Here is a 23146-nt window from a genome sequence, read left to right on the forward strand (position 1 = left end):
ATCAGCCCGGCCTATATCTCGGTCACCTACGGTGCCGGTGGTACAACGCAGGATCGAACGAAGGGGATTGTCACCCGTATCAAGGATGAGACAGGCCTCTCGCCTGTGGCGCACCTGACCTGCGTTGGCGCCAGCCGGGATGAGTTGGCAGCGCTGCTTGCCGATTACCGTGCGGCCGGAATTGAAAATATCCTGGCCTTGAGAGGCGATGCGCCGGAAGGGCTGGATCGATTCGAAGCGGTGGCCGGCGGCTTTTCCTATGCTACGGACCTGATTGCTTTCCTGCGCGAACAGGGTGATTTTTCCATCGCCTGCGCCACCTACCCGGAAGGACATCCGGAATCGGCCGGCGGTGTTGCCGATGATATCCGCTATCTGAAACTTAAGCAGGATAACGGTGCCGATGCTGCCGTGACCCAGTATTTCTTCGATAATGATGCCTTCTTCCGCTTTCGCGATGCATGTCGCGCCGCAGGCATTACGCTGCCGATTATTCCCGGCATTATGCCGATAGGTAATTATGATCAGATTGTGCGCTTCTCTTCGATGTGTGGGGCGAGTATCCCGGCATGGCTGCACGAGCAGATGCAGCCGATCAGGGATGATCTGGAGGCGGTGAAAGCGCTGGGTATTGAGCTGGCTGCCAAACAGTGCCGTGAGCTGTTGCAGGCCGGTGTGCCGGGGCTGCACTTTTATACCCTGAACAAATCGGAAGCGACTATCGCCATTCGCAATCAACTGACCGATCTGCTGTAGCGCGCCGCGTGTTCTGGCAGTTTTTATCGCGCAATATGGCACTGCTGACGCTGGCAGGCGCTGTGGCTGCCTATCTGTATCCGCCTGCATTCCTGATCTTTAAGGGCTATTTCCTCTGGTTTTTCGCGGCCACAATGTTTGCGCTTGGCGTGGTGCTCAAGCCCGAAGAGGCCCGTGCAGCGCTCTCCCGTCCCTCACGGATAGGGCTGGGTGTCTTGTGCCAGTTCACCATTATGCCGCTGCTCGGGTTTGCCGCTGCCAGCGTGGCCGTCTGGCAGGGCGTTGATCCTGCGCTGGCGCTGGGCTTTATTATTGTCGGCTGCGCACCGGGTGCGATGGCTTCAAATGTGATCACCTATCTGGCAGGCGGCGCGGTTGCCTTCTCAATTGCCATGACGATGATCGCCACGATGTTGGCACCACTGCTGACACCGATGATGGTCGAGCTGCTGGGCAGCGCTTACATGGATATCCCGTTCTGGCCGATGATGCAGACGATTATACTGACCGTGGTGGTACCGTTGATGTTGGGGATGGCGCTACGTCGCCGGCTTGGCTCACGCTTGCTGCAGGCGGAGCAAATTGCCCCGGGTATTGCCGCGCTGGCCATTATCGTGATCTGTAGTTATGCGGTTGCCGCCAATCATGATCGTATTGCCGAGACGCCGCTGCTGGTGATTGGTCTGGTGGTTCTGCTTAATGGATTGGGCTATCTGCTCGGTTGGCTGGCCGGTGGGCTGTTTCGCTTTGATCATAGCTATAAAATTACGCTGGCGATTGAGATCGGCATGCAAAATGCGGGTCTTGGTGTGGCGCTGGCGCTGAAGCATTTTCAGCCGGAGACGGCACTGCCGGGCGCGCTGTTTGCCGTCTGGTGCATCATCACGGCTGCCGGTATGACACGCTGGCTGCACCGGCCGGTAATAGCGGTGCAACCGGCATGTTGATTTTTATCCACGGCTTCAACAGTGCAGGCAACAGCGATAAGGGCAGTCGTCTGCGTAGTGCATTTGAGTCGATGACGGTGTTGACGCCGACCTGTGGCTTTGCACCGATTGATGCTGTGGCAATGTTGAGCGAGAAAATCGCAGAGGGACTGAAGCAGGGGCCTGTGACACTGGTCGGATCATCACTCGGTGGCTTTTATGCACCCTGTCTGGCGTACCGCTACAAGCTGCCCTGTGTGCTGATTAATCCGCTGGTGGATCAGAGTCTGTTGCGTTACGAGATCGGGCCGCAGCGCAACTACTATACCGGTGAAACCTATGAATGGACGGCGGAGCACTGCACTCAGCTTGATAGCATGGTGGTTGATCCCGCAGCGCTGAGTATCAGGCCGTTACTGCTGCTGGATGAGGGGGATGAGCTACTGGACAGCCATATGGCTGCTGCGCATTTTGCGGGGTTGGCAGAGACCCATATGTTTCCCGGCGGCAGCCATCGCTTTGAGCATCTTGATCAGTCACTGCCGCTTATTCGCAGCTACATCGACAGGTGCGAAGTCTGAGCTTAGCTCTCTGTTTTACACCGCTTCCAGTTCATAGCCATTTTCCCGGAACAATTTGATGCAGGCATCGACTGTCGCAGGGTGATAGAGGAGGCCGCGCTTTGATTCGATCTCCTTAAGCGCTGCGTCTACGCCGAGGCCGGGGCGGTAGGGTCGATGACTGGACATGGCCTCCACCACATCAGCAACGGCAACAATAGCGGCCTCCAGGCATATGGCGTCACCCTTCAGTCCTTGAGGGTAGCCCGACCCATCCAGTCGTTCATGATGCTGGTGGGCAATGTCCGCCACCGGCCACGGGAACTCGATATCCTTTAAAATATCATATCCTATTTGGGCATGCCCCTGAATCAGGGTATATTCCAGTTCGGATAGTCTTCCGGGTTTACTCAATATTTCCGCCGGCAACTGTATCTTGCCGATATCGTGGATCTCGGCACCCAGCTCAATCCCTCGCACCTGTTCGGTACTCAGTCCCATCTCCGTGGCGATCGCAACGGCAAGTTTTGCGACGCGTTGCTGATGCCCTGCCGTATACGGATCCCTGGCCTCAACCATGCGGGCAACGGCGGCGATGGTGCCTTCCAGGCTCTGCATAAGCTTGAGCGTGAATGTTTCAATCTCTTTATAGGCCAGCTTGCGTTCGGTGACATCGCGAATAATCAGGCTTTGATAGGTTTCACCTTTCTCCTGCCAGCTGGAGAGGGAAAGCTCGGCCGGAAACTGTGAGCTGTCCTTACGGCGTGCGATAAACTCTATCTGATCGCCGACCCGCTTGACGGACCCGGACTTCAGAAAGGAAAGAAATGTGTTCTTATCGCCCATATGAAGCGGTTCGGGCAGAATGATCGAGGCGGGTTTTTCAAGCACTTCATCCGGGGTATACTGGAAGCAGGATTCGGCAGTCTTGTTCCAGTAACAGATATTGCCGTCGGCATCGACAATCAGGATGGCATCGGAAGCCGAGTCTGTGAGGGAGTGGAAGCGCAGCAACAGATCCTTATAAGTTTGACGCTCTTCATGCAGCATATCCACCATGCCGGAGAGCTTTGCCAGCATAGTCGTATTGTAGATCTCCTGCAGTTTGGGTTGGGGCTCATTTTTATCCGGCGGATGAGGACTGCTTTGCTGAGCTTGTGTTGCGCCGAGCATGGATTTGACGCGCTCCAGGATCTCATCGACCCTGGCCGGTTTGCGGATGAACTCTGAGACGCCCAGCGCATCTTCCAGTTTTTTCTGATCTTTTTCGTCAAAATAACCACTGCAGAAAATAACCGGCACATCTTTGAGTCCCGGCAGGGCCTTCAGCTTCTGGCACAGTGTGAAGCCATCCATTTCAGGCATGAGCAGGTCGGTGAATATCAGGTCCGGGGTATGCTGCTTTGCAGCTTCCAGCGCTTTCTGGCCGCTTTTCTCAGCGTCAACCTCATAGCCTTCGGATAAAAAAATCTCCTTCAGCATGGATAGCCATTCGCTATTGTCGTCAACCAGCAGAATACGTGACATAGCGGCTATCCGGGTTCCATATTAACGTTTCTCGATCGGGACATAAGTCTGGTCGCGCAGACCCCGGTAGATCTGGTTGGGGCGATAGAGACGACCATCCCCCAGTTGCTCTTTCCAGTGCGCCAGCCAGCCGGCAACGCGCGAGACGGCAAAGATCGGCGTGAACAGGTCGGTCGCAATGCCCAGTTTCCGATAGACGATGCCGGAATAGAAGTCGACATTCGGACAGACACCCTTGCTGCCCAGTGTGGATTTCGACAGCTCTTCAATATGGCGTGCAATCTCGTAGGTCGGGTCGCTTCCCATTTTTTCGGTCAGTTCAACATAGAGCTTTTGCAGCAGGGTTGCGCGCGGATCCTTGGTTTTATACACCCGGTGGCCAAGCCCGGAAATTTTTTCTTTCTTGCTTAACTTGTTATTCAAATAGGCATCAGCTGCTTCTACTGAACCGATCTCATCAAGCATGTGCAATACATCCTCATTGGCTCCGCCGTGCAGAGGTCCCGCCAGTGCACCAATGGCAGCGCTGATCGAGCTGTAGGGGTCTGCATGGGTGGAGGCGACGACCAGAGTGGAGAAGGTGCTGGCATTCATCGTATGTTCGGCATGCACAATCAGTGCAACATCCATGATCCGTTCGGTCAGCGGATAGGGCTCTTCACCGGTTAGCATATAAAAGAAATTAGCGGCATGGGAGAGGTCGTCGCGCGGGGCGATCGGATCATCGCCGTGGCGCATGCGGGCATGAGCGGCGACCAGGGTAGGCATTTTGGCAATCAGGTTAACGCACACCTGATGGGCGGTTTTCGGATCCAGCCGCCCTTTTTCACTTTTTGGAAACGGATAGTACATGCCGAGCGCTGCAACGGTGGCCTGCAGAGAGTCCATCGGATGTGCCGACTCCGGAAAACATTTCATCATATCCCGGATGCGGAATTTGACGCGCCGGTGATGACGCAGCTCTTTGTCAAATGCAGCCAGCTCATCGGCAGTTGGCAATGTACCGTAGAGCAGTAACCAGGCGGTCTCTTCGAAAGAGGAGTGTTCGGCCAGTTGTTCGATATCAATGCCGCGATATTCCAGGTAACCGTGCTGGCCGTCCACATAGGATATCGATGATTCGGCAGCCGGAATGCCGGCCAGGCCCGGCGAATAGCATGCAATGCCCGATGTTGCCGTAATCTTGTTTTCCGTCATTGCCACTTTCCCCCTTGAATCACAGGGATCTGCCCTGCCGGTAAATCATGCCCTGCTGTGAGCGCGGGGTAAAGATAACAAATTGTTGGAAAAATGCATGTAGCTCGAAGATGGCTCTCTGTGGTAAGTATCAGCCGCCCCCAAGCGGATGCGAGTGATTTACCAGGTCGTGCATGCGGGCGCGGGATACATGTGTGTAAATCTCTGTGGTTGTAACGTGAGCGTGCCCCAGTAGCATTTGGACAGCCCGCAAATCAGCCCCGTGATTCAGCAAATGCGTGGCAAAAGCATGGCGTAGCGTATGGGGTGACGGCAGCGGCATGATTCCCGCCATGGTGGCATAGCGCTTGATGCGTAACCAGAAATTCTGGCGGGTCATGGCGTGTCCGCCGCGGCCGGCAAACAGGTACGGACTCGCCGGTTTGGCGGGGCGTAGCAGCAGCCATTGTTGCAGCCATTGGCCAGCCTCTTCGCCAAACGGAATCAACCTCTCCTTGTCGCCCTTGCCGATGACCCGCAGTAGTCCGGCATCCATCTCCACCTGTCCGCGCGTCAGGCTGACCAGTTCGCTGACGCGTACGCCGGTGGCATAGAGCAATTCCAGCATGCAGCGGTCACGCAGTCCCACTGGATCCTCTGTTTCGGGTGCCGCCAGCAGTCGTTCGACATCGTGCTCGCTCATCATTTTCGGTAACGGTCGGCTTTTACGCAGTTTCGGCAGATGACGGGCCGGGTGATCTTCACGCAGGTTCTGATCCTGCAGCCAGGTGAACCAGGTGGAGAGAGCGCTGCGTCGACGCTGGATGGTTGTCGGCTTCATGCCGTCCCGGCCCAGTTTGGCCAGGTAGTCCAGTATTGCCTTGCCATCGGCCTGCATCAGGCTGGTGTGGTGATCGACAAAATAGCTGTCGGCATGCAGCAGGTCGCTGCGGTAGGAGCTGGTCGTCTGCGGCGACCAGCCGCGCAGCATGGCCAGCCGCTGTAGCAGGCCGGTAATCATCTCTTCGTTTTCCGTAACGGGGGTGGACATGGCGCCATCTTAGTGGAGTGCATGCGCTGGTGTCATCCGGCTTGTGCTGCAGCAGGGGAGCTTCCGTCGCGAAAGAGGGGGAGGGTGTGACGTTACGTTGTTATATATGAGAAAACAGGAGGCCTGATGCGAAAGAGGTGATGACATTAAGTCACAGCTGGGGTGAGTAAGAGAGTCAAAGGCTAAAGGCCTAACGCAAAAAGGAGAGTGACATTAAGTCACGGTATTATGAGAGAAAACAGAAGCCTAACGCGAAAGAGGGAGCTGACATTAAGTCACGGTAAGGAGATAAAGGCAGCAGGCCTAACGCAAAAAGGGAGTGACATGAAGTCACGGTTTTTGAGAGAAAACAGAGGCCTAACGCGAAAGAGCCACGTGACATTAAGTCACGTGGCTCTTTCTTGTTGGTACCGAGGACTGGAATCGAACCAGCACTTCCAAAAGGAAACTAGCACCTGAAGCTAGCGCGTCTACCAATTCCGCCACCTCGGCGTAGTATCCCGCATGCCTTCCGCGGGAGGCGCCGAATCATAGGATGGAGTTAATTAGTGTCAAGAAAGAAAATGCAAGAGAGTGATAAGAAAAAGTGGCCGGGCAAAAAAGCAGGAAAACGGGGGCATGGTAGAGGCCGGGGTACGGCCGGTGAAGATCATAAGCCTGTCGCTGCAGGGGATCGTCGTCCGCCACGTCCGGGCGCAGGGGCGTCGCCTTGGGAAAACATTGCACCAAAAGGCGGGAAAGCTTCTCAGCGCTCCCATGCAGGAAAAACCGCTCAGCAATCCTATACAGGTAAGGTCTCCGCCCATCCCGATGGTTTTGGTTTTGTTGATGTAGAAGGTCGCGAAAAGGGTTTTTTTCTGCCGCATGAAGAGATGAACGGACTGATGCATGGCGATATTGTTGAAGTGCGCCCCGTACGTAAGCGCGGCCGCGAATCGGCCGAGGTGGTTCGTATTGTCGAGCATGCATCGACGGTGCTGGTTGGACAATACCTGGTTCAGGGCAAGATTGCCGTCGTGCAGCCGCGCTCGCGCAATATGCCGCAGGCTATTCTGATTGCCCACGGTGATGCCGGCACTGCGTCAGACGGAGACTGGGTACGTATCGAGATTAAGCGCGATGCAGGTCACGTGCGCGGCAAGGTGCAGGAGGTGCTCGGTGATAACCTCTCCCCGTCACGCCTGATTGATCTGATTGTCGCGGAGCAACAACTGGATGTGGATTTCCCGCCGGCCGTGATTGCAGAGGCAAATGCCTTTGCCGATCAGGTGCTCGAAAGCGATATCAAGGGGCGCAAGGATCTGCGTCATATCCCCTTTGTCACCATTGATGGTGAGGATGCACGGGATTTTGATGACGCTGTATGCGTACTGCCGCGCGGCGAAGGTTTTGAGGCCTGGGTCTCTATTGCCGATGTGTCGCATTACGTGCGTCCGCACTCCGCGCTGGATAAAGAGGCGCTGGCACGTTCGAACTCCTTTTATTTTCCCGATCGCGTGATTCCGATGCTGCCGGAGAAACTCTCCAACGGCCTCTGCTCGCTCAACCCGCATTTGCCGCGCCTGGGTATGACCGTGCGTATGCGTTTTGATGCCAACGGAACACGTCGCTCCATTCATGTGTATGAGTCGGTGATTCACTCACAGGCGCGCCTGACCTATACGCAGGCGTCAGCCTGGCTGGAGGAGCGCGATGAGACGGCGGTAGAGAAGCCTGAACTTCGCGAGATGCTGGATGATGCGGCCCGCCTGTTCCGTAAGTTGGAAAAGAAGCGCAAACAGCGCGGCGCACTGGATCTGGATATGCCTGAGGTGCGAGCGCTGCTGCAGGATGATGTGGTGGTGGATATTGTTGCTTCCGAGCGCAATATAGCCCAGCGCCTGATTGAAGAGATGATGCTGGCGGCCAATACCGCTGTGGCCGAGTATATGGATGCGCATGAGTGCGCGCTGCTCTATCGCATCCATCCTGCTCCCGAGCGGCAGGCCATCGAAACATTGAACGAATTTCTTGCACCCTTCGGTCTGTTTGTGAAGTTGCCCAAGATCAAGGAGAAGGACAGTCAGGTGCGTCCGGGCGATGTGCAACTGGTGCTGGAGCAGTCCGAGGGCAAGCCGTTTGCGCATGTGCTGCACCGACTGGTATTACGCTCGATGCAGCAGGCGAAATATACGCCGGTCAATGTCGGGCACTTCGGACTGGCCTATGACTCCTATGCCCACTTCACCAGTCCGATCCGTCGATATGCCGATCTGATTGTGCATCGTCGCCTGAAGGCGCTGATCAGAGGCGAAGATCCCAACCGCGTCCAGCCGGTCGGTACGTTGGCCGATATCGGTCTGCAAACGTCAACCCAGGAGCGCAAGCAGCAGCGGGGTGAATGGGATACGCAGGCGATGCTGGCTGCACTGTTTCACAGCAAGGATGTCGGCAAGACCATGCCGGCACGCATCTCCGGCCTGACCAAGCGGCGTATCTTTTTCGAGATTGAACCGACGATGGCCGAAGCCGGGTTGGCTGTGGATGACCTGCCCGGAGCTTTTGAGCTGGATGAAACGGGACATCGACTGGCGGCCCGTCGTGGGGGCAGCGCCTACCATCTGGGCGACCGTCTTGATGTCGTGATTGATTCAACCGACCCCGTGCGCGGACAAATCAATGTGCGTCTGGCCGGTGAGCAGGATTAGTACGGCTTTTCTTGCATGGAGGCATGAACCGGCTATGCTGAGAGCCGGTTTCAATAACCATAAAATAAGATAGTGATGGTAAGGTGTTGATGGGGAACTGGCAGTTTGGCATTGCGGATGTCGCCGATATTACGGTAGTTGCTATCGTCGTATATTTCTTCCTGCGTCTGATTCGCGGCACGCGCGCGGTGCAGATGTTGATCGGCGTGGCTATTGTGGTGGTAGTTTACCAGTTAGCACGCGAGTTCGGCCTGTTTACGGTTGAATGGATATTCAGTCACTTTTTCTCGGCTTTCATCGTCATTCTGGTTGTGTTGTTTCAGCAGGAGATTCGCCGTGCCCTGATGCGGGTTGCTGTGAATCCGCTCTCGGGAGGCAGTGGCGCCGATGAGTCCACGATCGCGATGCTGGTGGAGTCCTCATTCGCTCTGGTGCATCGCGGTTGGGGTGGCCTGATTGTGATTGAGCTGGAGACAGGGCTTAGACATCTGTTTGATTCAGGCGTGGAGATGGATGCGCCCGTACAGCCGGATATGATTCAGGCGCTGTTCTGCCCTGATGCGCCCATGCATGACGGCGCCGTGGTTGTGGATGGCGGACGTGTGGTGGCAGCCAGAGTGCTGTTGCCTTTGGCTCAATCCAATGCCGTGTCGGGTGCTTATGGCACCCGTCATCGTGCCGCTGTCGGTTTGAGTGAAGAAACCGATGCGCTGGTTATTGTGGTTTCTGAAGAAACAGGTGCGGTGCATCTGGTTGAGGAAGGTCAGATGGGTGAGGCGTTGAGCAGCAGGGCGCTGCATGATCGTCTCAAGCAGCGTCTGTCATCATTTCAGGTGAGCGCGCCGGCAAATGCAACGATTACAGGGGTTGATTGATGCACCGTTTTATTGCGTTATTCCGACGTTATAATTTGCATTTCTGGGCTATTATGATTGCTATTGCGCTCTGGTTGCAGGTGCACGGGCAGGGTGAGGGTTCGCTGAGCATGGATGTGCCACTGCAGGTGCAGGGGCTGCCGGCGGATATGATGATTGTGAATGATTTCCCGGAGCACGTACGGGTGACTATCAAGGGGTTGCAGAGCCGGCTGAAGGAGTTGCGGCAGCAGGATTTGACCGTACCGCTGGATGTATCCGACCTGACGACGCCGGGTGTGGTTGAGCGTGGCATGCAACTATCTTCGGTGGTGTTGCCGACCGGATTGCGTATTGAGAAGGTGAAGCCGGAACGACTGCAGCTGCAGGTGGATCGCAGGGTGACACGATCTATACCGGTGCGTGCTCATTTTGAGCTACCTGAAGGATGGCAGGTGACACAAGTCAGCATAGAACCGAAGCAGGTGAAATTGACCGGGCCTGATGTCTGGCTGGAGGCGCTGCGCGAGGTGGAAACGACGGCCATTCGCCCTGAGTTGAAAGCAGGGCCAATTGAGGCAAAAACCGGCGTGGAAAGTCCGGCCGGAAAATCGATTCGCCTGGCCAACCTGAAGGTAGAGATTGTTGTGCGCGGAGTACTGGAGCGGCTACCGGCAACTGATAAAGGTGAAGGGGAGGGCGGTAAGTGAGGCGTTATTTTGGTACGGATGGGGTGCGCGGCACGGTTAATCAGGAGCCCATGTCGGCTGAATTTTCTCTGGTGCTGGGGCGAGCGGCCGGCCATGTGCTGACTCGGCATCTGGGCCATAAACCGCACATACTGATCGGCAAGGATACGCGGCTCTCCGGTTATATGATTGAATCGGCCCTGTGTGCCGGTTTGACCGCTCAGGGCATGAATGTATTGCTGGTGGGGCCCGTTCCGACGCCGGCGGTCGCCTATCTGACCCGTAGTTTGCGGGCTGATGCCGGTGTGATGCTCTCTGCGTCACATAATCCGGCGGGCGATAACGGCATCAAGTTTTTTGCCGCCGACGGGTTCAAGCTGCCGGATGAGATTGAACTGGAGATTGAGCACTGTATTGATCATTTGCCGCCATTGCCGCCGGCATTGGAGATTGGCAAGGCTGCTCGAGTGGATGATGCGCGGGGCCGTTATATCGAATTCCTCAAGTCGGCATTGCCGCGCGGTATGCGCTTTGATGGTCTGAAGGTGGTGATCGATTGCGCTAATGGTGCAGCTTACGATGTTGCACCGCGTATTCTACGTGAGCTCGGCTGTGAGGTGGTTGCTATGGCTGCCTCACCGGATGGTTTTAATATCAACCGGGACTGCGGCTCGACCCACCCGGAGCGCATGACTCAGCGCGTGGTTGAATGCGGAGCCGATATCGGCCTGGCGCTCGACGGTGATGCGGATCGGCTGATTGCCTGCGATGCCCGTGGTCAGATTGTCGATGGCGACCGGGTGATTGCGATACTGGCAGAACATGCGGCAGCTCAGGGTGGGCTGACCGGTGGCGCAGTTGTGACGACACTGATGAGCAATATGGGACTGGAGCGCTATCTCTCCGGACTCGGTCTTGCCATGCACAGAGCTGCCGTGGGTGATCGTTATGTCCTCGAGATGATGCGCGATACCGGCTGTAATATGGGCGGCGAGCAGTCAGGGCATATGATTATGCTGGATTACAATACGACGGGTGACGGCCTGATGACCGGATTGCAATTGCTGCTGGCGATGTCCGAGCAGGGTAAGGCTCTGGCGGATATGGCTTCCGACATGCCGTTGTTTCCGCAGAAGCTGTGGAATATCGTTATGCCGGTGCGCAGGGATGTGATGGCGGATGATGCTGTGTGTCTGTTGGTTGAGCAGGCCGAGGGGCGCCTGGGCGGTAACGGCAGGGTGAATGTGCGTATGTCCGGTACCGAGCCCAAGCTGCGTATCATGGTTGAAGCAGAGGATGAGACACTGATGCTGGATGTCGGCGAATCGCTGGTAGAGGCGATCAGCGCCCGTGTGTGTTGATATAAGAGCCAGAGAAAAGCGTCGAATTAAAGTGGCGACGCCTGTCTGGTGATCGTCAGGTTTCTTCAGGCATGCCCAATCTGGCTGGATAGCTGACCACGTTCGATGCCCATGCAACGTGCCGCGAAATCCCAGCGTTTTTCCGGTGGCTCCTGAAAAATAATCTGATGGCTGGCCGGGGCAATCAGCCAGCTGTTATCGCATAACTCCTGTTCCAGTTGCCCCGCGCCCCAACCGGCGTAGCCCAGTAACAGCATATAGTGCTCAGGGCCCTGGCCTCTGGCCAACTCTTCAAGCGCATCCCGTGATGCCGTCAGGTGCAGCTCCGGGCTTACCTGCATGGTAGAGTCATAAACATCCCAGCCATCATGCAGCAGAAAGCCCCGGAAGCCGTCCATCGGTCCGCCTTCATATACTACCGGCTGTATCCGTTCATGGTTCTCGGCTGAACCTGTCTCGTACCGGATGCCCATGTCGTCGAAAATCTCGCCAAGAATAATATCGCGCGGTCGATTGATGATCAGGCCAAGGCAGCCGTCCCGATCATGCTGACAGATCAGAACAACAGTATCCCTGAAATTCGGGTCCTGCAGGGAGGGTGTGGCGAGCAGAATTTGTCCGGTGAGTCCATCAACCTGCAAAACAGTCTCCTTGCCTGACGGGCGCGATGTTATGATTCAGGTTTTTGCAGTCGTCATGGTTGAAGCCATGCGGATGGCCGCAACCATGCTGGTGTAGGATACGCTCTGCGAGCCGACACGGTCAAGGGCGGTGCCGTGATCCACACTGGTGCGAATGAACGGTAAACCAAGCGTGATATTGACGGCATCACCGAAGCTAAGCGCTTTGAGCGGAATCAGGGCCTGATCGTGATAACAGCATACGATGGCATCAAATCGGGAGCGCTGGGAGGCGGAGAATAGCGTGTCTGCCGGTAGCGGCCCTGTGACATGGATGCCGCGCTTTTTTGCCAGCTCTGCAGCCGGAGTCAGAATGTCAATCTCTTCACGCCCGAAATGACCCTGTTCACCGGCATGCGGATTCAAACCGCACAGGCCGATATGAGGCTTCTCAATGGCAAAACGCTTACGCAGATCGTGCTCAACAATGCGCAGACCGTCCAGTGTACCATCAATCGACAGGGAAGCGGGCACATCGCTGATAGCAATATGCGTAGTGAGCAGGGCAACGCGCAACTGATCGCTGGCCAGCATCATGACGTGATCCATATGGTCAGTGGCAAGTGATGCGTTTGACCTGGAGAGGTGAGCCAGAAACTCCGTATGCCCCGGAAACGTGAAGCCGGACTCGCGCAGCACGGCTTTCTCGATCGGGCCGGTAATCAGGGCTGCCGCTCTGTTGTCCAGGCAGGCCAGTGCCGCAGATTCAATACAGGTGATGACGGCACGGGCTGTGCCAGGGGACGGTTGTCCCGGGGTCACCGGATCCACAGCGACATTGGCGGCCAGCGGGTTCCAGCAGTGAAGGCGGGAGGTGTCAGAGCAGTCAATCTGTTGCAGATCTGCAGACTCCTTGATGATGACATCAATACCGATCAGGTCGGCGCGTTCGCGTAGCCATAATGCAGGGGCGGCAATGATACACTGTTTAAAGAGTTGCGGTGTATGTTGCCAGGCCCTGAGAATACAGTCAGTGCCGATGCCGGCAGGTTCCCCCGCCGTGATAAGTAATGGCTTCATTTTGCCGGGACAGCGGCCATTTCTCGGGTGATTTTCCAGTCGCCGTCTGTTTTTTCCATCAGAAACAGTTTCAGGTCGCTACTGTTTGACTGGTCTGATTGGTAGTGCTGGGTAAATTCTATCCGCGCATGTGTTTTATCCAGCAGGGTAATTTTGATGTTGCTGAGCGTAATGCGGATATAGCGCTTGCCGGTGATGGCTTTGGTGCGTGCTGCCTTCCATGTTGTCAGGTCGGGAAAGCTTTTCGGGACAGTAAAATGGTTCGAGTAGTGTGAGAAATAGGCTTTGGCATCCTGCTTTTCCCAGGCACTCTTCCAACTGGCGAGTGAGGCCTTCAATTGGTTATCTGTTTGCGTTTCCTGTACTGCTTCACTGTCGCCTGACTCGATCGCTTGCGCACTGGCCTGGCTGGGACATTTGCGGATATCAATGTTTGCCTCAGCCCTGAGTGAGGCTATCCAGCGCGGCAGCTGCTCCTGTGTTTCAACGTTGGTGAGAATCTGTTGAATCTGATCACGATGGGCCTGCAGTGAATTCGGGTCGATATGTCGCCTGGCGACAATGCGGATAATATGAAACCCGAACGGGCTTTCAACGGGGCCGCTGGTTTCGCCCGGCTTCATGGCAAAAGCAGCTTTTTCGAAAGCAGGTACCATCGCGCCTTTTTTGAACCAGCCCAGATCGCCGCCGCGCTCAGCGCTCGGTCCTTGTGAGTCCTCTTTTGCGCGGACGGCAAACTGCGCGTCGCTGGCACCCTGCAGATCATGGGAGATGGCTTCGGCACGTTGGCGAATTTTGGCCTTGGTGGCGGCATCAGCATAGGAAGGAACCTTTAGCAGGATATGGCGGGCGTGTACCTCATCATAGCTGACGCCTGTGTTTTGCGGGTCTTTCCAGCGTTCAGCCAGCACTTTCAAAATATGAAATCCGGATGGTGACCGAATCGGATCCGAAATTTGACCGACAGGCATCTCCAGCGCGGAAGCAAAACGTTGGGCAACGCCGCCCTGCATAAACCAACCCATAACGCCCTGCTGTTGACGATCCGGGGACTCTGAATAGATGGCAACCATCTGGGCAAAGTCTTTGCCGGCGAGCAGCTGTTGATGAATGTTACGGATCTTCTGACGTGTTACGGCCAGTTGCTCAGGTGTGGGTTCGGAAGGCAGGGAGAGGAATAGCTGTGCCAGCTTCACCTCCCGGCGAGGTTTCGGATGCTCCAGGTATTTGCGGTAATACTCCTGCACGGCCTCTTCACTGACCTGGATTTTGCTACGAACCGCGACATTCACCAGTTTGTTCTTCAGAATCTGTTCGCGCAGGTTGCTGCGGTATTCATCATAGTGCATACCTTGCTGCTCCACCGCAGCTTTCAGCTGGTCGGGGGTCAGATTATTGCTGGCCGCCACATTCTTGATGGCATCGTCCAACTCCTCATCACTGACCTTTAACTCCAGCTTGCGCGCCTCCTGCTTTTGCAGGGTTTTAACAATGAGGCCGTCCAGGGAGCGTTGGTTCAACTCCGATGCGGCGGGGATGAATGTTGAGCCGCTCTGATGCAGTTGTGTCAACATGATTTGAGCATCCTGATCTACCTGGGAGCAGGTGATGGCTTCGTTATTGACGACAGCAGCGATCGAATCAAACTCTTCCGCCTGCGCGGGTGCGATCAATAGCAGCAAGCCTGCTAACAAGGTAATCAGATGCATGAAGCCTCCAGTCGGATAAAAAAGGTGAAGTGTAGCATGTCGGAAGGCACCTGAATCAGGGTAGCTCGCATTCCGGCGGATTTTTAAACAGTGCGCAAGCATAGCGATCTTATGAACCGACGCTACCCAGCCCTTTGAACTCAAGCAATATGCGGAAGCCGAAATTGGATGCAGTGGTAGTGCCGCTGCGCCGATTAATGCGGTAGGCCTCCACCCCTGCAGTCCAGCAAGGATGTTTGTACTGTAACCCCAGTGTCGTCTGTTGGGAGAGCTTGAGCAGTGTATCGTACTGCCAGTTGGCGGTGGCCTGCCAGCGTGACTTCAGGTGGATACTGCCGTTGAGGTAGATCATTTGCGTGCGGGTGCTGTAGCGAGCATCGGTGAATGAGTAACCGGCATAGAGCGAGTTTCCGCCAATGCCGGTCAGACTGATATAGGAGTTGATTGTGGACCAGTAGCGATCGAAGGGATTGTACTGGCCGCTGCCATACAGGGCGATGCCGGTTGCCGGTTGCCAGATCATCTCACCCAGCAGGTTTGACAAGGGGTGGATCGGAACCTTCTTCAGGGCAGCATCGACGGTATTACGAGAGATATCATAGGCGGCGCCTGCACGGACAGTGAGCATGTCACGTGCGGCATCGCTGTTGTTATCTCTGGTTTGCAAACGATTTTCCAGAACCATGCTGACACGGTTGGTATTTTCGATTCGGTCGTAGCCGGAGAAGCGGTTGCCCGATAGCAGGTTGCTCCAGGAGACTAAGGCGAAGCCTGAATCAAAATTCGGCAGTGCGGACTGATTGGGGGCGTTGATATAATCATAGCGAAATATGGGTGAGATGACATGGCGCCAGTCACGGTTGGAACCGATCCGTTCAAAGTCGGAACGGACTTCGAGACTGGCCTCCTCTGCGGTTCTGGTCGGGCGGGAGTTGGTCAGTGCTGTTTGCTGCAGCCAGTAGCGCGTGTGTCGCACGCCGCCGCTCAATGTTGCACTGATGCCGCCGCCTTCAGATTCCCAGGGCAGTTCAACATAGGGGTGCAGATCCATGCGCCAGCCGGTTACGCCCGTTCGTCTGTCAAAGCGGGTGGTTTGCTGATCGAAATGGGCAATAAGATTCGGAAGAGCTTGCCACTGGCTGCTGCTTTGCAGGCGAGGCAGAATCTGCAGGGTGGTGGCATTGCTGGTCAGCAGCAGATCCTGCATATGTTGTGCCTGCAGAAACCAGTTGGTTCGGGTGTCGGCGACCTGCATCTGCTGGGAGAGGGTGGCGCTGCTTTGCAGGTAGCGTGAGCTGACAACGGCATTGCCGCCATAGTCGGCCAGGTAGTCGCGGTCGCTGATATGATCGGCGCTAATGTTGAACTGTGTATCTGCAGGGAGTTGCCACTGCACATCGGCTTCCAGCCGGCCTCTCAGTCTGCCGGTCACAGTGTCATGGATGCCTGCGGCGTTGAGCTTTTCATGGCCGAAGGTGGAGACGTGACGCAGTTCCGCTTCGCCCATCACGCCGCGTGCACTCATCCAGTGTGGCGTGAGTGTCGCATCCCAGTTTGCATAGGGGGCGAAATAGTAAGGGACGGCCAGCTCCGTGCCGCGCCGTTTGCCTGAGCCGAACGAGGGCATCAGCAGGCCGGATTTGCGCCGCAGCGATTGCTTCCACCAGGGGGCGTAAAGTACAGGCACCTGCCACAATTCAAGGCGGGGGTGCGTCGTGGTCAATGTGCCGTTCTCATTGTCGAGCAGGGCATGGCTGGCAGCGATGCGCCATGACTCCTCATCGGCCGGACAAGTCGAATAGAGGACATGATCCGCCTCGAATCGCTGGTCATCAATACGTTTGACATTTTCGGCCTGCAGGCGCTCGCCGCTTGGCATCGTGATGGTGGCATGTTGCATGTTACCGGTCTTGCTCTGTGTCTGTATTTGAGCGCTGTCGGCGTGAATGGTGGCCTGCGGTGAGCGGATGACCACATGGCCGCGGGCTTCCATGATATGCTCTTTGGTGCGATAAGTGACCTCATCGGCGATCAGTGTTTCCGACGGACGTTTGATGATGACATGACCTGTGGCGATGACGACGCCGTCTGCTCCACGTGTCATCTGATCAGCATTGATATCCACCGGAGCGGCAGTAGCAGGCATGCCGTGCAATAGCAGTAGCATGACTGTCAGTGAGAACGTCCTTAGCCGCAGGGTGCAGTGAGGAAGGTGGCGGCACAAGGCAGGCTTACCCGACAAAGCAAACGATGACCGTCAGGCGGGCTTGACGGCAAAACCGAGATAGTTGACCGAGAGGTCATCGCTGAGCGCGAAATGGTCGGACAGCAGGGCATAGCTGATGCCGCGCAGATCCCTGATTTCCAGTCGTGCGTCGCGCAGGGCGATGTTCATTTCCGAGGGTTTAATGAATTTTGCATACTCATGGGTTCCCTTCGGCAGCCAGCCGAGTACGTATTCGGCGCCGAGGATGGCCTTGATATAGGCGACGGGCGTACGGTTAAGCGTGGCGAAGAAAAACAGTCCGCCCGGCTTGATCATCGATGCACAGGCGGCCACGGTACGTGGTACATCCGGCACATGTTCCAGCACTTCCAAACAGGTCACGGCATCGTAGTGCTCTGCATGGTTGGTTGCCCAGCTCTGGGCATCATCTTCCACATACTCTACGTGGACGCCGGATTGTTCGCTATGCAGACGCGCGATGGTGAGGGCTTTCGGCGAGCGATCGATACCGGTGACGCAGGCGCCGCGGGCGGCCATGTTTTCGGCCAGCAATCCGCCACCGCAGCCGACATCAAGGATGGCGGCATTCTGCAAGGGCAGCTGTTTGTCGATGTAGTCCAGACGAAGGGGATTAATGCGATGCAGCGGCTTGAACTTGCCAAGCGGATCCCACCACTCCTCGGCCATGGCCTCAAACTTTGCAATTTCGCTGGTATCATAATGTTGGGCATGCATGCCGACAGGCTGCGTTTGCTACCATGTGAAGGCAAGCCCAGATTCACAGTAGCCATGTGTCCGGTGTTGATGTAGTACGGCCCCGCTGGCCGCAAACAGGCCGCCGGCATGATCCGCCTGTCACCTGACGCGAAGCTCGGTTAGTCTTCCCTCATGTTCGGACGGATTGTTTTCAGCAGATTGCTGCAGGCTCTGCCCACCCTGCTCGGCGTGGCGACGCTGGTGTTTTTTCTGCTGCACCTGGTGCCCGGCGATCCGGTGGATGCGCTGCTTGGTGAAACGGCTATGCCGGCGGATCGGGAGGCATTGCGTCAGGCTCTGCATCTGGATCAGCCGATACTCTCGCAGTACAGCCACTACCTTGCCGGGCTGGTCGGTGGCGATTGGGGAAGCAGTCTCGTGGATCACCGACCTGTGCTGACGCGTATCGGCGAGCGTGTGCCGGCGACGGCCGAGCTGGCGCTGGTTAGCCTGCTGCTGGCTCTCGTACTGGCCTTGCCGTTGGGATATTGGGCAGCTCGCCATGCGGGAAAAGCAGAAGATGTGGCCGCAATGGGTTTCTCCCTGATAGGCGTTTCGATTCCGAATTTCTGGCTGGGGCCGGTATTGATGCTGGTGTTTGCTGTCGGACTGGGCTGGTTGCCCGTTTCCGGTATGGATCAGCCAGGCTCCGTCATTCTGCCTGCGGTTACGCTGGGCACGGCCCTGGCCGCGGTTCTGTCGCGCATGGCCCGCTCTGCGTGGCTGGAGGCGATGAGCATGGATCCGGCGCGTACAGCGCGCGCTTTCGGTGTGTCCGAGCAGCGTATCTGGTGGCGGCATGCAGCCAGGCTGGCGGCGGTGCCGGTGATCACCATGTTTGCCTTGCAGCTGGGTGCAGTGCTGGGCGGTGCTGTGATTACCGAGACGGTGTTCGACTGGCCGGGGCTGGGTTTACTGACTATTGAAGCAATTCAACAACGTGACTATCCGCTGGTGCAGGGGTGCGTGCTGATCATCGCCGGTTTTTATGTGTTGGCGAACCTGTTGGCTGACCTGCTCGGCCTGTGGCTTGACCCAAGGCAGCGTTACGGGTGACGGGTAGTTGCGAGGTCGCCTTAAAGGTGTTCGGACACTGGTAGTGAGAAACGATCCTGCTTGTTTATGACGGGCATCAGGGTATAGGTTAAACGTTTGAAAGGGACTATTTACAGGTAGGGAACTATGGAAAATGAGCGTCGCCGATTAGCCAGGGTCATTATAAGCAGTGAATATCCACAGGGGCAGTTTTGTCTTTATATTAACGGACAACCGGTTGGTTTGCGTGCTCTGCGGGATGTTTCGCCATTTGGTTTGTCCCTGCTGTTAGAGCTCCAGCTTACTAAAGACAGCGAGGTGACGCTGCACTACAGTAATGATGAGACCGAACTTGTCGTCAGTGGCACGGTGACATGGTGTGTGGCTGACGATATCTCCGGTTACTTCCGGGCGGGAGTCCTGCTGAACGAGGGTGCCGTGTCGGATAATACTGCGTTCTTCAAGGCTGTTACAGCCTGAGGCCTGTTGCAGGCTATAACGAGAGAAACGTTATGTGCCCGGCAGGCTCTTAAGAGGGGCAGTTGTCAGAAAACCTGCCGCCGCCTGCGGTCTGCCAAAATAATACCCCTGAAAGTAATCAGAGCCCAATGCCTCAAGTATTTCAGCCTGTTCTCTGGTTTCAACACCCTCCGCGATGATTTTCATACCCAGGTCATGGGCCATGTGAATAATATTACTTACCAGCAAGCGTGCTTTCTCACTATCGGCAACATCATCAATGAACGCCTTGTCAATTTTGAGATAGGAGGCTGGCAGGCGTCTGAGGTAGGAAAAGCACGAATAGCCAGTGCCGAAGTCATCAATGGCAAAACTGATACCCAGATCAACCAGCTGTTCCAGCAGTGTGATGATTTTCTCTATGTCACCCGCAAAAATGGATTCGGTGATCTCCAGATGAATAGACTCCGGCGGGATGCCGAACTCCTTAACGGCGCTGAGCACCTGATCTGCCCATTCTATGCTCAGCCCCTGGACGGAGATGTTTACCGATATAAACATCGTTGGTGAGCCGCCGTTTTCGATCCATTCCCGATATTGCCGGCAGGATTCACGAAACATCCACAGGTCAATGGAGTGGATCAGCCCGACATCTTCGGCCAGGGGTATAAAGTGATATGGTGCGAGTAATCCGTGCTTGGGGTGTTGCCACCGTACCAGACTTTCGGAGCCGGCAAGTTCGCCGCTTGATGAGACAAGGGGTTGATAGAAGGCTCTGAGCTCACCGTTGTTGATGGCATGGCGCAGTTCGTTCTCAAGGCGGAGGTGATCCAGCGCTTTGCCATGCAGATGAGGGTTGTAAATGTGTGTGATATCCTCGCCTGCCTGACGGGCGATGGACTCGGCTGCGATGGCATCCTGAATTACCTCATCTACAGCATCATTGTCTTTGGAGGGCAGGGCAATGCCGATGCTTGTTGTGCAATAAACGGTTTCATCAAAGATCGTAAAGGGCTGACCGAGACTTCTCTGAATGCACGTGCCGATTTTCAGGAGTTCGGCGCTCTCCTGTGGTATGCCTTCGAGCAGAATCATAAAACGGTTGTCTGCCAGCAGGCTGATAAAGGCAGGCTCCTTCAGCTGAGTCAGGCAGCTTTCAGTGGCGGCCACCTCATTTACTCGCCGGGCAATCGCTGAGGTAAGTTTCTCATAGCCGGCAGAACCCAGGGCGGAAGTGACTTTTTCCTTATGATTCAGGCTTAATGAAAACAGGGCCAGGTTGGCGCTGCCCGTGCGTCGTGCGTGGGCATGTACGCGTTGCAAGCGATCCATGAAAACGGCTGCATTGGGCAGGCCGGTGATCGGATCGAACGTTTTACTGGCGGAGATATCAGCCTGTGCGCCGGTCATGCGCAGAGGGGTGCCGGTGTCGGAAAACAGTGCTCTGGCCCGGCATAGCATCCAGCGGTAGCTGCCATCTTCATGCAGGGCACGATACTCCTGTTTGACTATACGGAGCGGGTCACTCAGGTGATCGTCGACAGCCTGACGTAACGCGGCGATATCATCCGGATGCACGCGATCAAACCACTGTTTAATCGAATCAAAGGCGCAGTCCGGGGACATGCCCATCATTTCATACCAGTGATCAGAGAAGAACACCTTGCCGGTTACGATATTCCAGTCCCACAGCCCGTCATTGGCTGCTGCGAAGGCCAGCGAATAGCGCTCCTCGCTGGTTTTTACATCTTTGTAAAGGCGGCACATTTCAAGCTGCATGCGTACGCGTGAAAGCAATATGTCTTTTTGAAAAGGCTTGGTGATGTAGTCATTGGCGCCCAGTTCAAGAGCCCGGGTCACACCCTTAACCTCGGACATGCCGGTGACCATGATGACCGGCAGTTCATTGACCTGATAACGCTTGCGTATGGACTCCAGCGTGCTGAGGCCGTCAATCTCCGGCATAATCATATCCAGCAAGACAAGATCAAAAACATGCTTGTCCAGCATGGCCAGGGCGGCGGTGCCGCCTTCGGCCTTGGATGTCCTGAATCCGATTTTGGTAAGAAACAGGGCTAACAGATCCCGATTCTTCTCGGTATCGTCAACAACGAGGATATGGGCTGTCAAATCAGTGTCCATGATGCCGGGCGGGAGCGGTGTTGTGCAACAGATGAGAGGTGATCACCATGCCTTGTAACTGAAGAAAAAGGCATGCACTGCAATTCGTAGTCATTTGGTTTCACGGCTCCATGTGTGTATTCATATGCAGACATCATTGTCACATATTTTAGCCAGTGCCTGTTCATGGCATTCTGCCCTTTATCAGCGTACAAAGACATGATTTTTTCTTTGTTGAATCAGCGCTGTATGTGACTGCTTATGGACAGGCTGGTCAAATCATATCAACGCCTTCGGTTAAACTCAAAAAACGAAAACGGAGAGTAACAGTGTCCTGATTTAATGCATGCGTCAACGTGCAGTCATCAATGCGCCGTCTGAAAGTCAGGTCGTATGTGAGAGCTATGCAGGGTGCGGGCGACTGAAGTAAAGCGCATGGGGGCTGATGAACCATTTGCAGCGTATATTGTCTCCCGGTACGTACTCCCCGGCCACGGGTGTCGGGAACTAACTCCTTGTGTTTTCTTTATATATGAAGACATACTTCCTCCATATTTAATGCCATCGGTATACAACGGAACGAAGACAGGATGAGTTATGTCAGTACTCAGGCAAGGTATCGTCGACCCGCCAAGCGAATGGGATAGGCCATGTGAACATCACGGAGATTTATACGCATATGTTGCAGCAGAGTCATGGAGTAGCCCGAAGTAGGCTGGAGAGTCTTTGATGATCAGGAAGCTCTATGTCTAGGTCGGCGGTGAGGCTGGCAGGCGTTTGTCTGTCGCTACCGTTGCTGGTGTTGCTTGCGGCAGCCATCACCGGGCAGGACGGGCACGCCATTGATCTGGATGCGGTTCTGAGAGGTATGGGCACCTCGCACCTGCTTGGTACCGATGCACTGGGGCGTGATGTGTTGGCTAGGCTGGCTGAAGGGTTGCAGCTGTCGTTGATGGTCGGCGTTATGGTGGTGCTGTTTGGCGGTATGGTCGGTATCTCTATCGGTATGCTGGCCGGCTGGATGGGTGGCTGGCTGGACGCGTTGCTTATGCGTATTGCCGATATCGTACTTTCGTTTCCCGGCATTCTGCTGGCGATTGCGCTGGCGGCCATGCTCGGCCCCGGCGTTGATAACCTGATGATGGCGCTGGTGGCTGTCGGCTGGGTGGGTTTCGCGCGTCTGTCACGGGCGCAGGTGCTATCGTTGAAATCTTCACCATTTGTGGAGGCGGCGATCGCCAACGGTTCAGCAGTACCCTATATTGCAGTGCGTCATCTGCTACCGAATATTGCAGCGCCTCTGCTGATCGAGGCCAGCTTCGGGCTGGCAGCGGTGATTATCGGCGAGGCGGGGCTATCGTTTCTCGGTGTCGGCGTGCAGCCGCCGGATGCCTCACTCGGCACCATGATCCGCGAAGGCTCACGCCTGATGCTGGTCTCCCCCGCACTGGTGATCTGGCCCGGACTGGTGCTGTTTTCGCTGGTGATGGCCGTTAATCTGCTGGGCGATGCCCTGCGCGATACACTGGATGTGCGGATGGAGGGTCGATAA

The 23146-nt window shown here is 55.8% G+C and carries 19 protein-coding genes and 1 tRNA gene; 10 read left to right on the forward strand and 10 right to left on the reverse strand.

Features of this window, described 5'->3' with window-relative positions; all coding sequences use genetic code 11:
- From metF to SPV1_RS05740, 3 genes are all read left to right on the forward strand, one after another.
- The coding region (gene metF / locus SPV1_RS05730) for a methylenetetrahydrofolate reductase [NAD(P)H] (RefSeq protein WP_009850189.1) at nucleotides 1-756 on the forward strand (756 nt) is incomplete at its 5' end.
- Between the two features lie 35 nt (nucleotides 757-791).
- A complete protein-coding gene (locus SPV1_RS05735) occupies nucleotides 792-1703 on the forward strand; it encodes a bile acid:sodium symporter family protein (RefSeq protein ID WP_231288295.1) in 912 nt (303 codons plus the stop codon).
- On the forward strand, nucleotides 1697-2263 hold the full coding sequence (locus tag SPV1_RS05740) for a YqiA/YcfP family alpha/beta fold hydrolase (protein ID WP_009850191.1): 567 nt from the start codon (nucleotides 1697-1699) through the stop codon (nucleotides 2261-2263). Before SPV1_RS05735 ends, SPV1_RS05740 begins: the two co-directional genes overlap by 7 nt.
- A 15-nt stretch (nucleotides 2264-2278) precedes the next feature.
- Here SPV1_RS05740 and SPV1_RS05745 read toward each other — a convergent pair whose 3' ends face one another.
- The 4 genes from SPV1_RS05745 to SPV1_RS05760 all read right to left on the reverse strand — a co-directional run bounded on the left by SPV1_RS05745 (nucleotide 2279) and on the right by SPV1_RS05760 (nucleotide 6488).
- On the reverse strand, nucleotides 2279-3769 hold the full coding sequence (locus SPV1_RS05745) for an HD domain-containing phosphohydrolase (protein ID WP_009850192.1): 1491 nt from the start codon (nucleotides 3767-3769) through the stop codon (nucleotides 2279-2281).
- Nucleotides 3770-3790: 21 nt separating this feature from the next.
- Nucleotides 3791-4966, reverse strand: a complete 1176-nt coding sequence (locus tag SPV1_RS05750) for a citrate synthase (protein ID WP_009850193.1) — start codon at nucleotides 4964-4966, stop codon at nucleotides 3791-3793.
- Between the two features lie 130 nt (nucleotides 4967-5096).
- Entirely contained in the window at nucleotides 5097-5996 is a 900-nt protein-coding gene (locus SPV1_RS05755) for a site-specific tyrosine recombinase XerD (RefSeq protein WP_009850194.1), read from the reverse strand.
- A gap of 405 nt (nucleotides 5997-6401) precedes the next feature.
- A tRNA-Leu gene (locus SPV1_RS05760) sits at nucleotides 6402-6488 on the reverse strand.
- Between the two features lie 56 nt (nucleotides 6489-6544).
- Here SPV1_RS05760 and rnr point away from each other — a divergent pair.
- The 4 genes from rnr to glmM all read left to right on the forward strand — a co-directional run bounded on the left by rnr (nucleotide 6545) and on the right by glmM (nucleotide 11587).
- Complete coding sequence (gene rnr / locus SPV1_RS05765; RefSeq protein ID WP_196795103.1) at nucleotides 6545-8683, forward strand: ribonuclease R; 2139 nt, start codon at nucleotides 6545-6547, stop codon at nucleotides 8681-8683.
- An 89-nt stretch (nucleotides 8684-8772) separates the two neighbouring features.
- Entirely contained in the window at nucleotides 8773-9558 is a 786-nt protein-coding gene (locus tag SPV1_RS05770; protein ID WP_009850196.1) for a diadenylate cyclase, read from the forward strand.
- The gene (locus tag SPV1_RS05775) at nucleotides 9558-10247 is read left to right on the forward strand and encodes a CdaR family protein (protein WP_009850197.1); all 690 of its coding nucleotides are present in this window, start codon (nucleotides 9558-9560) and stop codon (nucleotides 10245-10247) included. Before SPV1_RS05770 ends, SPV1_RS05775 begins: the two co-directional genes overlap by 1 nt.
- Complete coding sequence (gene glmM / locus SPV1_RS05780; RefSeq protein WP_009850198.1) at nucleotides 10244-11587, forward strand: phosphoglucosamine mutase; 1344 nt, start codon at nucleotides 10244-10246, stop codon at nucleotides 11585-11587. The genes SPV1_RS05775 and glmM overlap by 4 nt, the downstream gene beginning before the upstream one ends.
- 65 nt (nucleotides 11588-11652) lie before the next feature.
- Here the strand turns inward: glmM and SPV1_RS05785 are convergent, their stop codons facing one another.
- From SPV1_RS05785 to ubiG, 5 genes are all read right to left on the reverse strand, one after another.
- Nucleotides 11653-12228 carry a YqgE/AlgH family protein gene (locus tag SPV1_RS05785; protein ID WP_009850199.1) on the reverse strand — a complete coding sequence of 192 codons (576 nt, stop codon included), beginning with the start codon at nucleotides 12226-12228 and terminating at the stop codon, nucleotides 11653-11655.
- A gap of 36 nt (nucleotides 12229-12264) precedes the next feature.
- Complete coding sequence (pdxA, locus tag SPV1_RS05790) at nucleotides 12265-13287, reverse strand: 4-hydroxythreonine-4-phosphate dehydrogenase PdxA (protein WP_009850200.1); 1023 nt, start codon at nucleotides 13285-13287, stop codon at nucleotides 12265-12267.
- Nucleotides 13284-14996 (reverse strand): peptidylprolyl isomerase, encoded by a 1713-nt coding sequence (locus SPV1_RS05795; RefSeq protein WP_009850201.1) that lies wholly within the window; start codon nucleotides 14994-14996, stop codon nucleotides 13284-13286. The genes pdxA and SPV1_RS05795 overlap by 4 nt, the downstream gene beginning before the upstream one ends.
- 109 nt (nucleotides 14997-15105) lie before the next feature.
- Complete coding sequence (locus tag SPV1_RS05800) at nucleotides 15106-17163, reverse strand: LPS-assembly protein LptD (protein WP_009850202.1); 2058 nt, start codon at nucleotides 17161-17163, stop codon at nucleotides 15106-15108.
- 90 nt (nucleotides 17164-17253) lie between these two features.
- Complete coding sequence (ubiG, locus tag SPV1_RS05805) at nucleotides 17254-17958, reverse strand: bifunctional 2-polyprenyl-6-hydroxyphenol methylase/3-demethylubiquinol 3-O-methyltransferase UbiG (RefSeq protein WP_009850203.1); 705 nt, start codon at nucleotides 17956-17958, stop codon at nucleotides 17254-17256.
- Nucleotides 17959-18111: 153 nt separating this feature from the next.
- Here ubiG and SPV1_RS05810 point away from each other — a divergent pair, with 153 nt between their 5' ends.
- Both SPV1_RS05810 and SPV1_RS05815 read left to right on the forward strand, forming a co-directional pair.
- On the forward strand, nucleotides 18112-19035 hold the full coding sequence (locus tag SPV1_RS05810) for an ABC transporter permease (protein WP_009850204.1): 924 nt from the start codon (nucleotides 18112-18114) through the stop codon (nucleotides 19033-19035).
- A gap of 126 nt (nucleotides 19036-19161) precedes the next feature.
- On the forward strand, nucleotides 19162-19494 hold the full coding sequence (locus tag SPV1_RS05815) for a PilZ domain-containing protein (RefSeq protein ID WP_009850205.1): 333 nt from the start codon (nucleotides 19162-19164) through the stop codon (nucleotides 19492-19494).
- Nucleotides 19495-19524: 30 nt separating this feature from the next.
- Here the strand turns inward: SPV1_RS05815 and SPV1_RS05820 are convergent, their stop codons facing one another.
- Complete coding sequence (locus SPV1_RS05820) at nucleotides 19525-21615, reverse strand: two-component system response regulator (RefSeq protein WP_009850206.1); 2091 nt, start codon at nucleotides 21613-21615, stop codon at nucleotides 19525-19527.
- Nucleotides 21616-22339: 724 nt separating this feature from the next.
- Here SPV1_RS05820 and SPV1_RS05825 point away from each other — a divergent pair.
- A complete protein-coding gene (locus SPV1_RS05825) occupies nucleotides 22340-23146 on the forward strand; it encodes an ABC transporter permease (protein ID WP_040881523.1) in 807 nt (268 codons plus the stop codon).

This window comes from Mariprofundus ferrooxydans PV-1 (assembly GCF_000153765.1).
Lineage (GTDB): Bacteria > Pseudomonadota > Zetaproteobacteria > Mariprofundales > Mariprofundaceae > Mariprofundus > Mariprofundus ferrooxydans.

Excerpts from the sequence above, each read along its gene's own strand:
- SPV1_RS05735 (WP_231288295.1), top strand. The coding sequence starts at position 792 with ATGGCACTGCTGACGCTGGCAGGCGCTGTGGCTGCCTATCTGTATCCG.
- SPV1_RS05740 (WP_009850191.1), top strand. The coding sequence starts at position 1,697 with ATGTTGATTTTTATCCACGGCTTCAACAGTGCAGGCAACAGCGATAAG.
- SPV1_RS05745 (WP_009850192.1), bottom strand. The coding sequence starts at position 3,769 with ATGTCACGTATTCTGCTGGTTGACGACAATAGCGAATGGCTATCCATG.
- SPV1_RS05750 (WP_009850193.1), bottom strand. The coding sequence starts at position 4,966 with ATGACGGAAAACAAGATTACGGCAACATCGGGCATTGCATGCTATTCG.
- SPV1_RS05755 (WP_009850194.1), bottom strand. The coding sequence starts at position 5,996 with ATGTCCACCCCCGTTACGGAAAACGAAGAGATGATTACCGGCCTGCTA.
- SPV1_RS05770 (WP_009850196.1), top strand. The coding sequence starts at position 8,773 with ATGGGGAACTGGCAGTTTGGCATTGCGGATGTCGCCGATATTACGGTA.
- SPV1_RS05775 (WP_009850197.1), top strand. The coding sequence starts at position 9,558 with ATGCACCGTTTTATTGCGTTATTCCGACGTTATAATTTGCATTTCTGG.
- pdxA (WP_009850200.1), bottom strand. The coding sequence starts at position 13,287 with ATGAAGCCATTACTTATCACGGCGGGGGAACCTGCCGGCATCGGCACT.
- SPV1_RS05795 (WP_009850201.1), bottom strand. The coding sequence starts at position 14,996 with ATGCATCTGATTACCTTGTTAGCAGGCTTGCTGCTATTGATCGCACCC.
- SPV1_RS05800 (WP_009850202.1), bottom strand. The coding sequence starts at position 17,163 with ATGCTACTGCTATTGCACGGCATGCCTGCTACTGCCGCTCCGGTGGAT.
- ubiG (WP_009850203.1), bottom strand. The coding sequence starts at position 17,958 with ATGCATGCCCAACATTATGATACCAGCGAAATTGCAAAGTTTGAGGCC.
- SPV1_RS05810 (WP_009850204.1), top strand. The coding sequence starts at position 18,112 with ATGTTCGGACGGATTGTTTTCAGCAGATTGCTGCAGGCTCTGCCCACC.
- SPV1_RS05815 (WP_009850205.1), top strand. The coding sequence starts at position 19,162 with ATGGAAAATGAGCGTCGCCGATTAGCCAGGGTCATTATAAGCAGTGAA.
- SPV1_RS05820 (WP_009850206.1), bottom strand. The coding sequence starts at position 21,615 with ATGGACACTGATTTGACAGCCCATATCCTCGTTGTTGACGATACCGAG.
- SPV1_RS05825 (WP_040881523.1), top strand. The coding sequence starts at position 22,340 with ATGTCTAGGTCGGCGGTGAGGCTGGCAGGCGTTTGTCTGTCGCTACCG.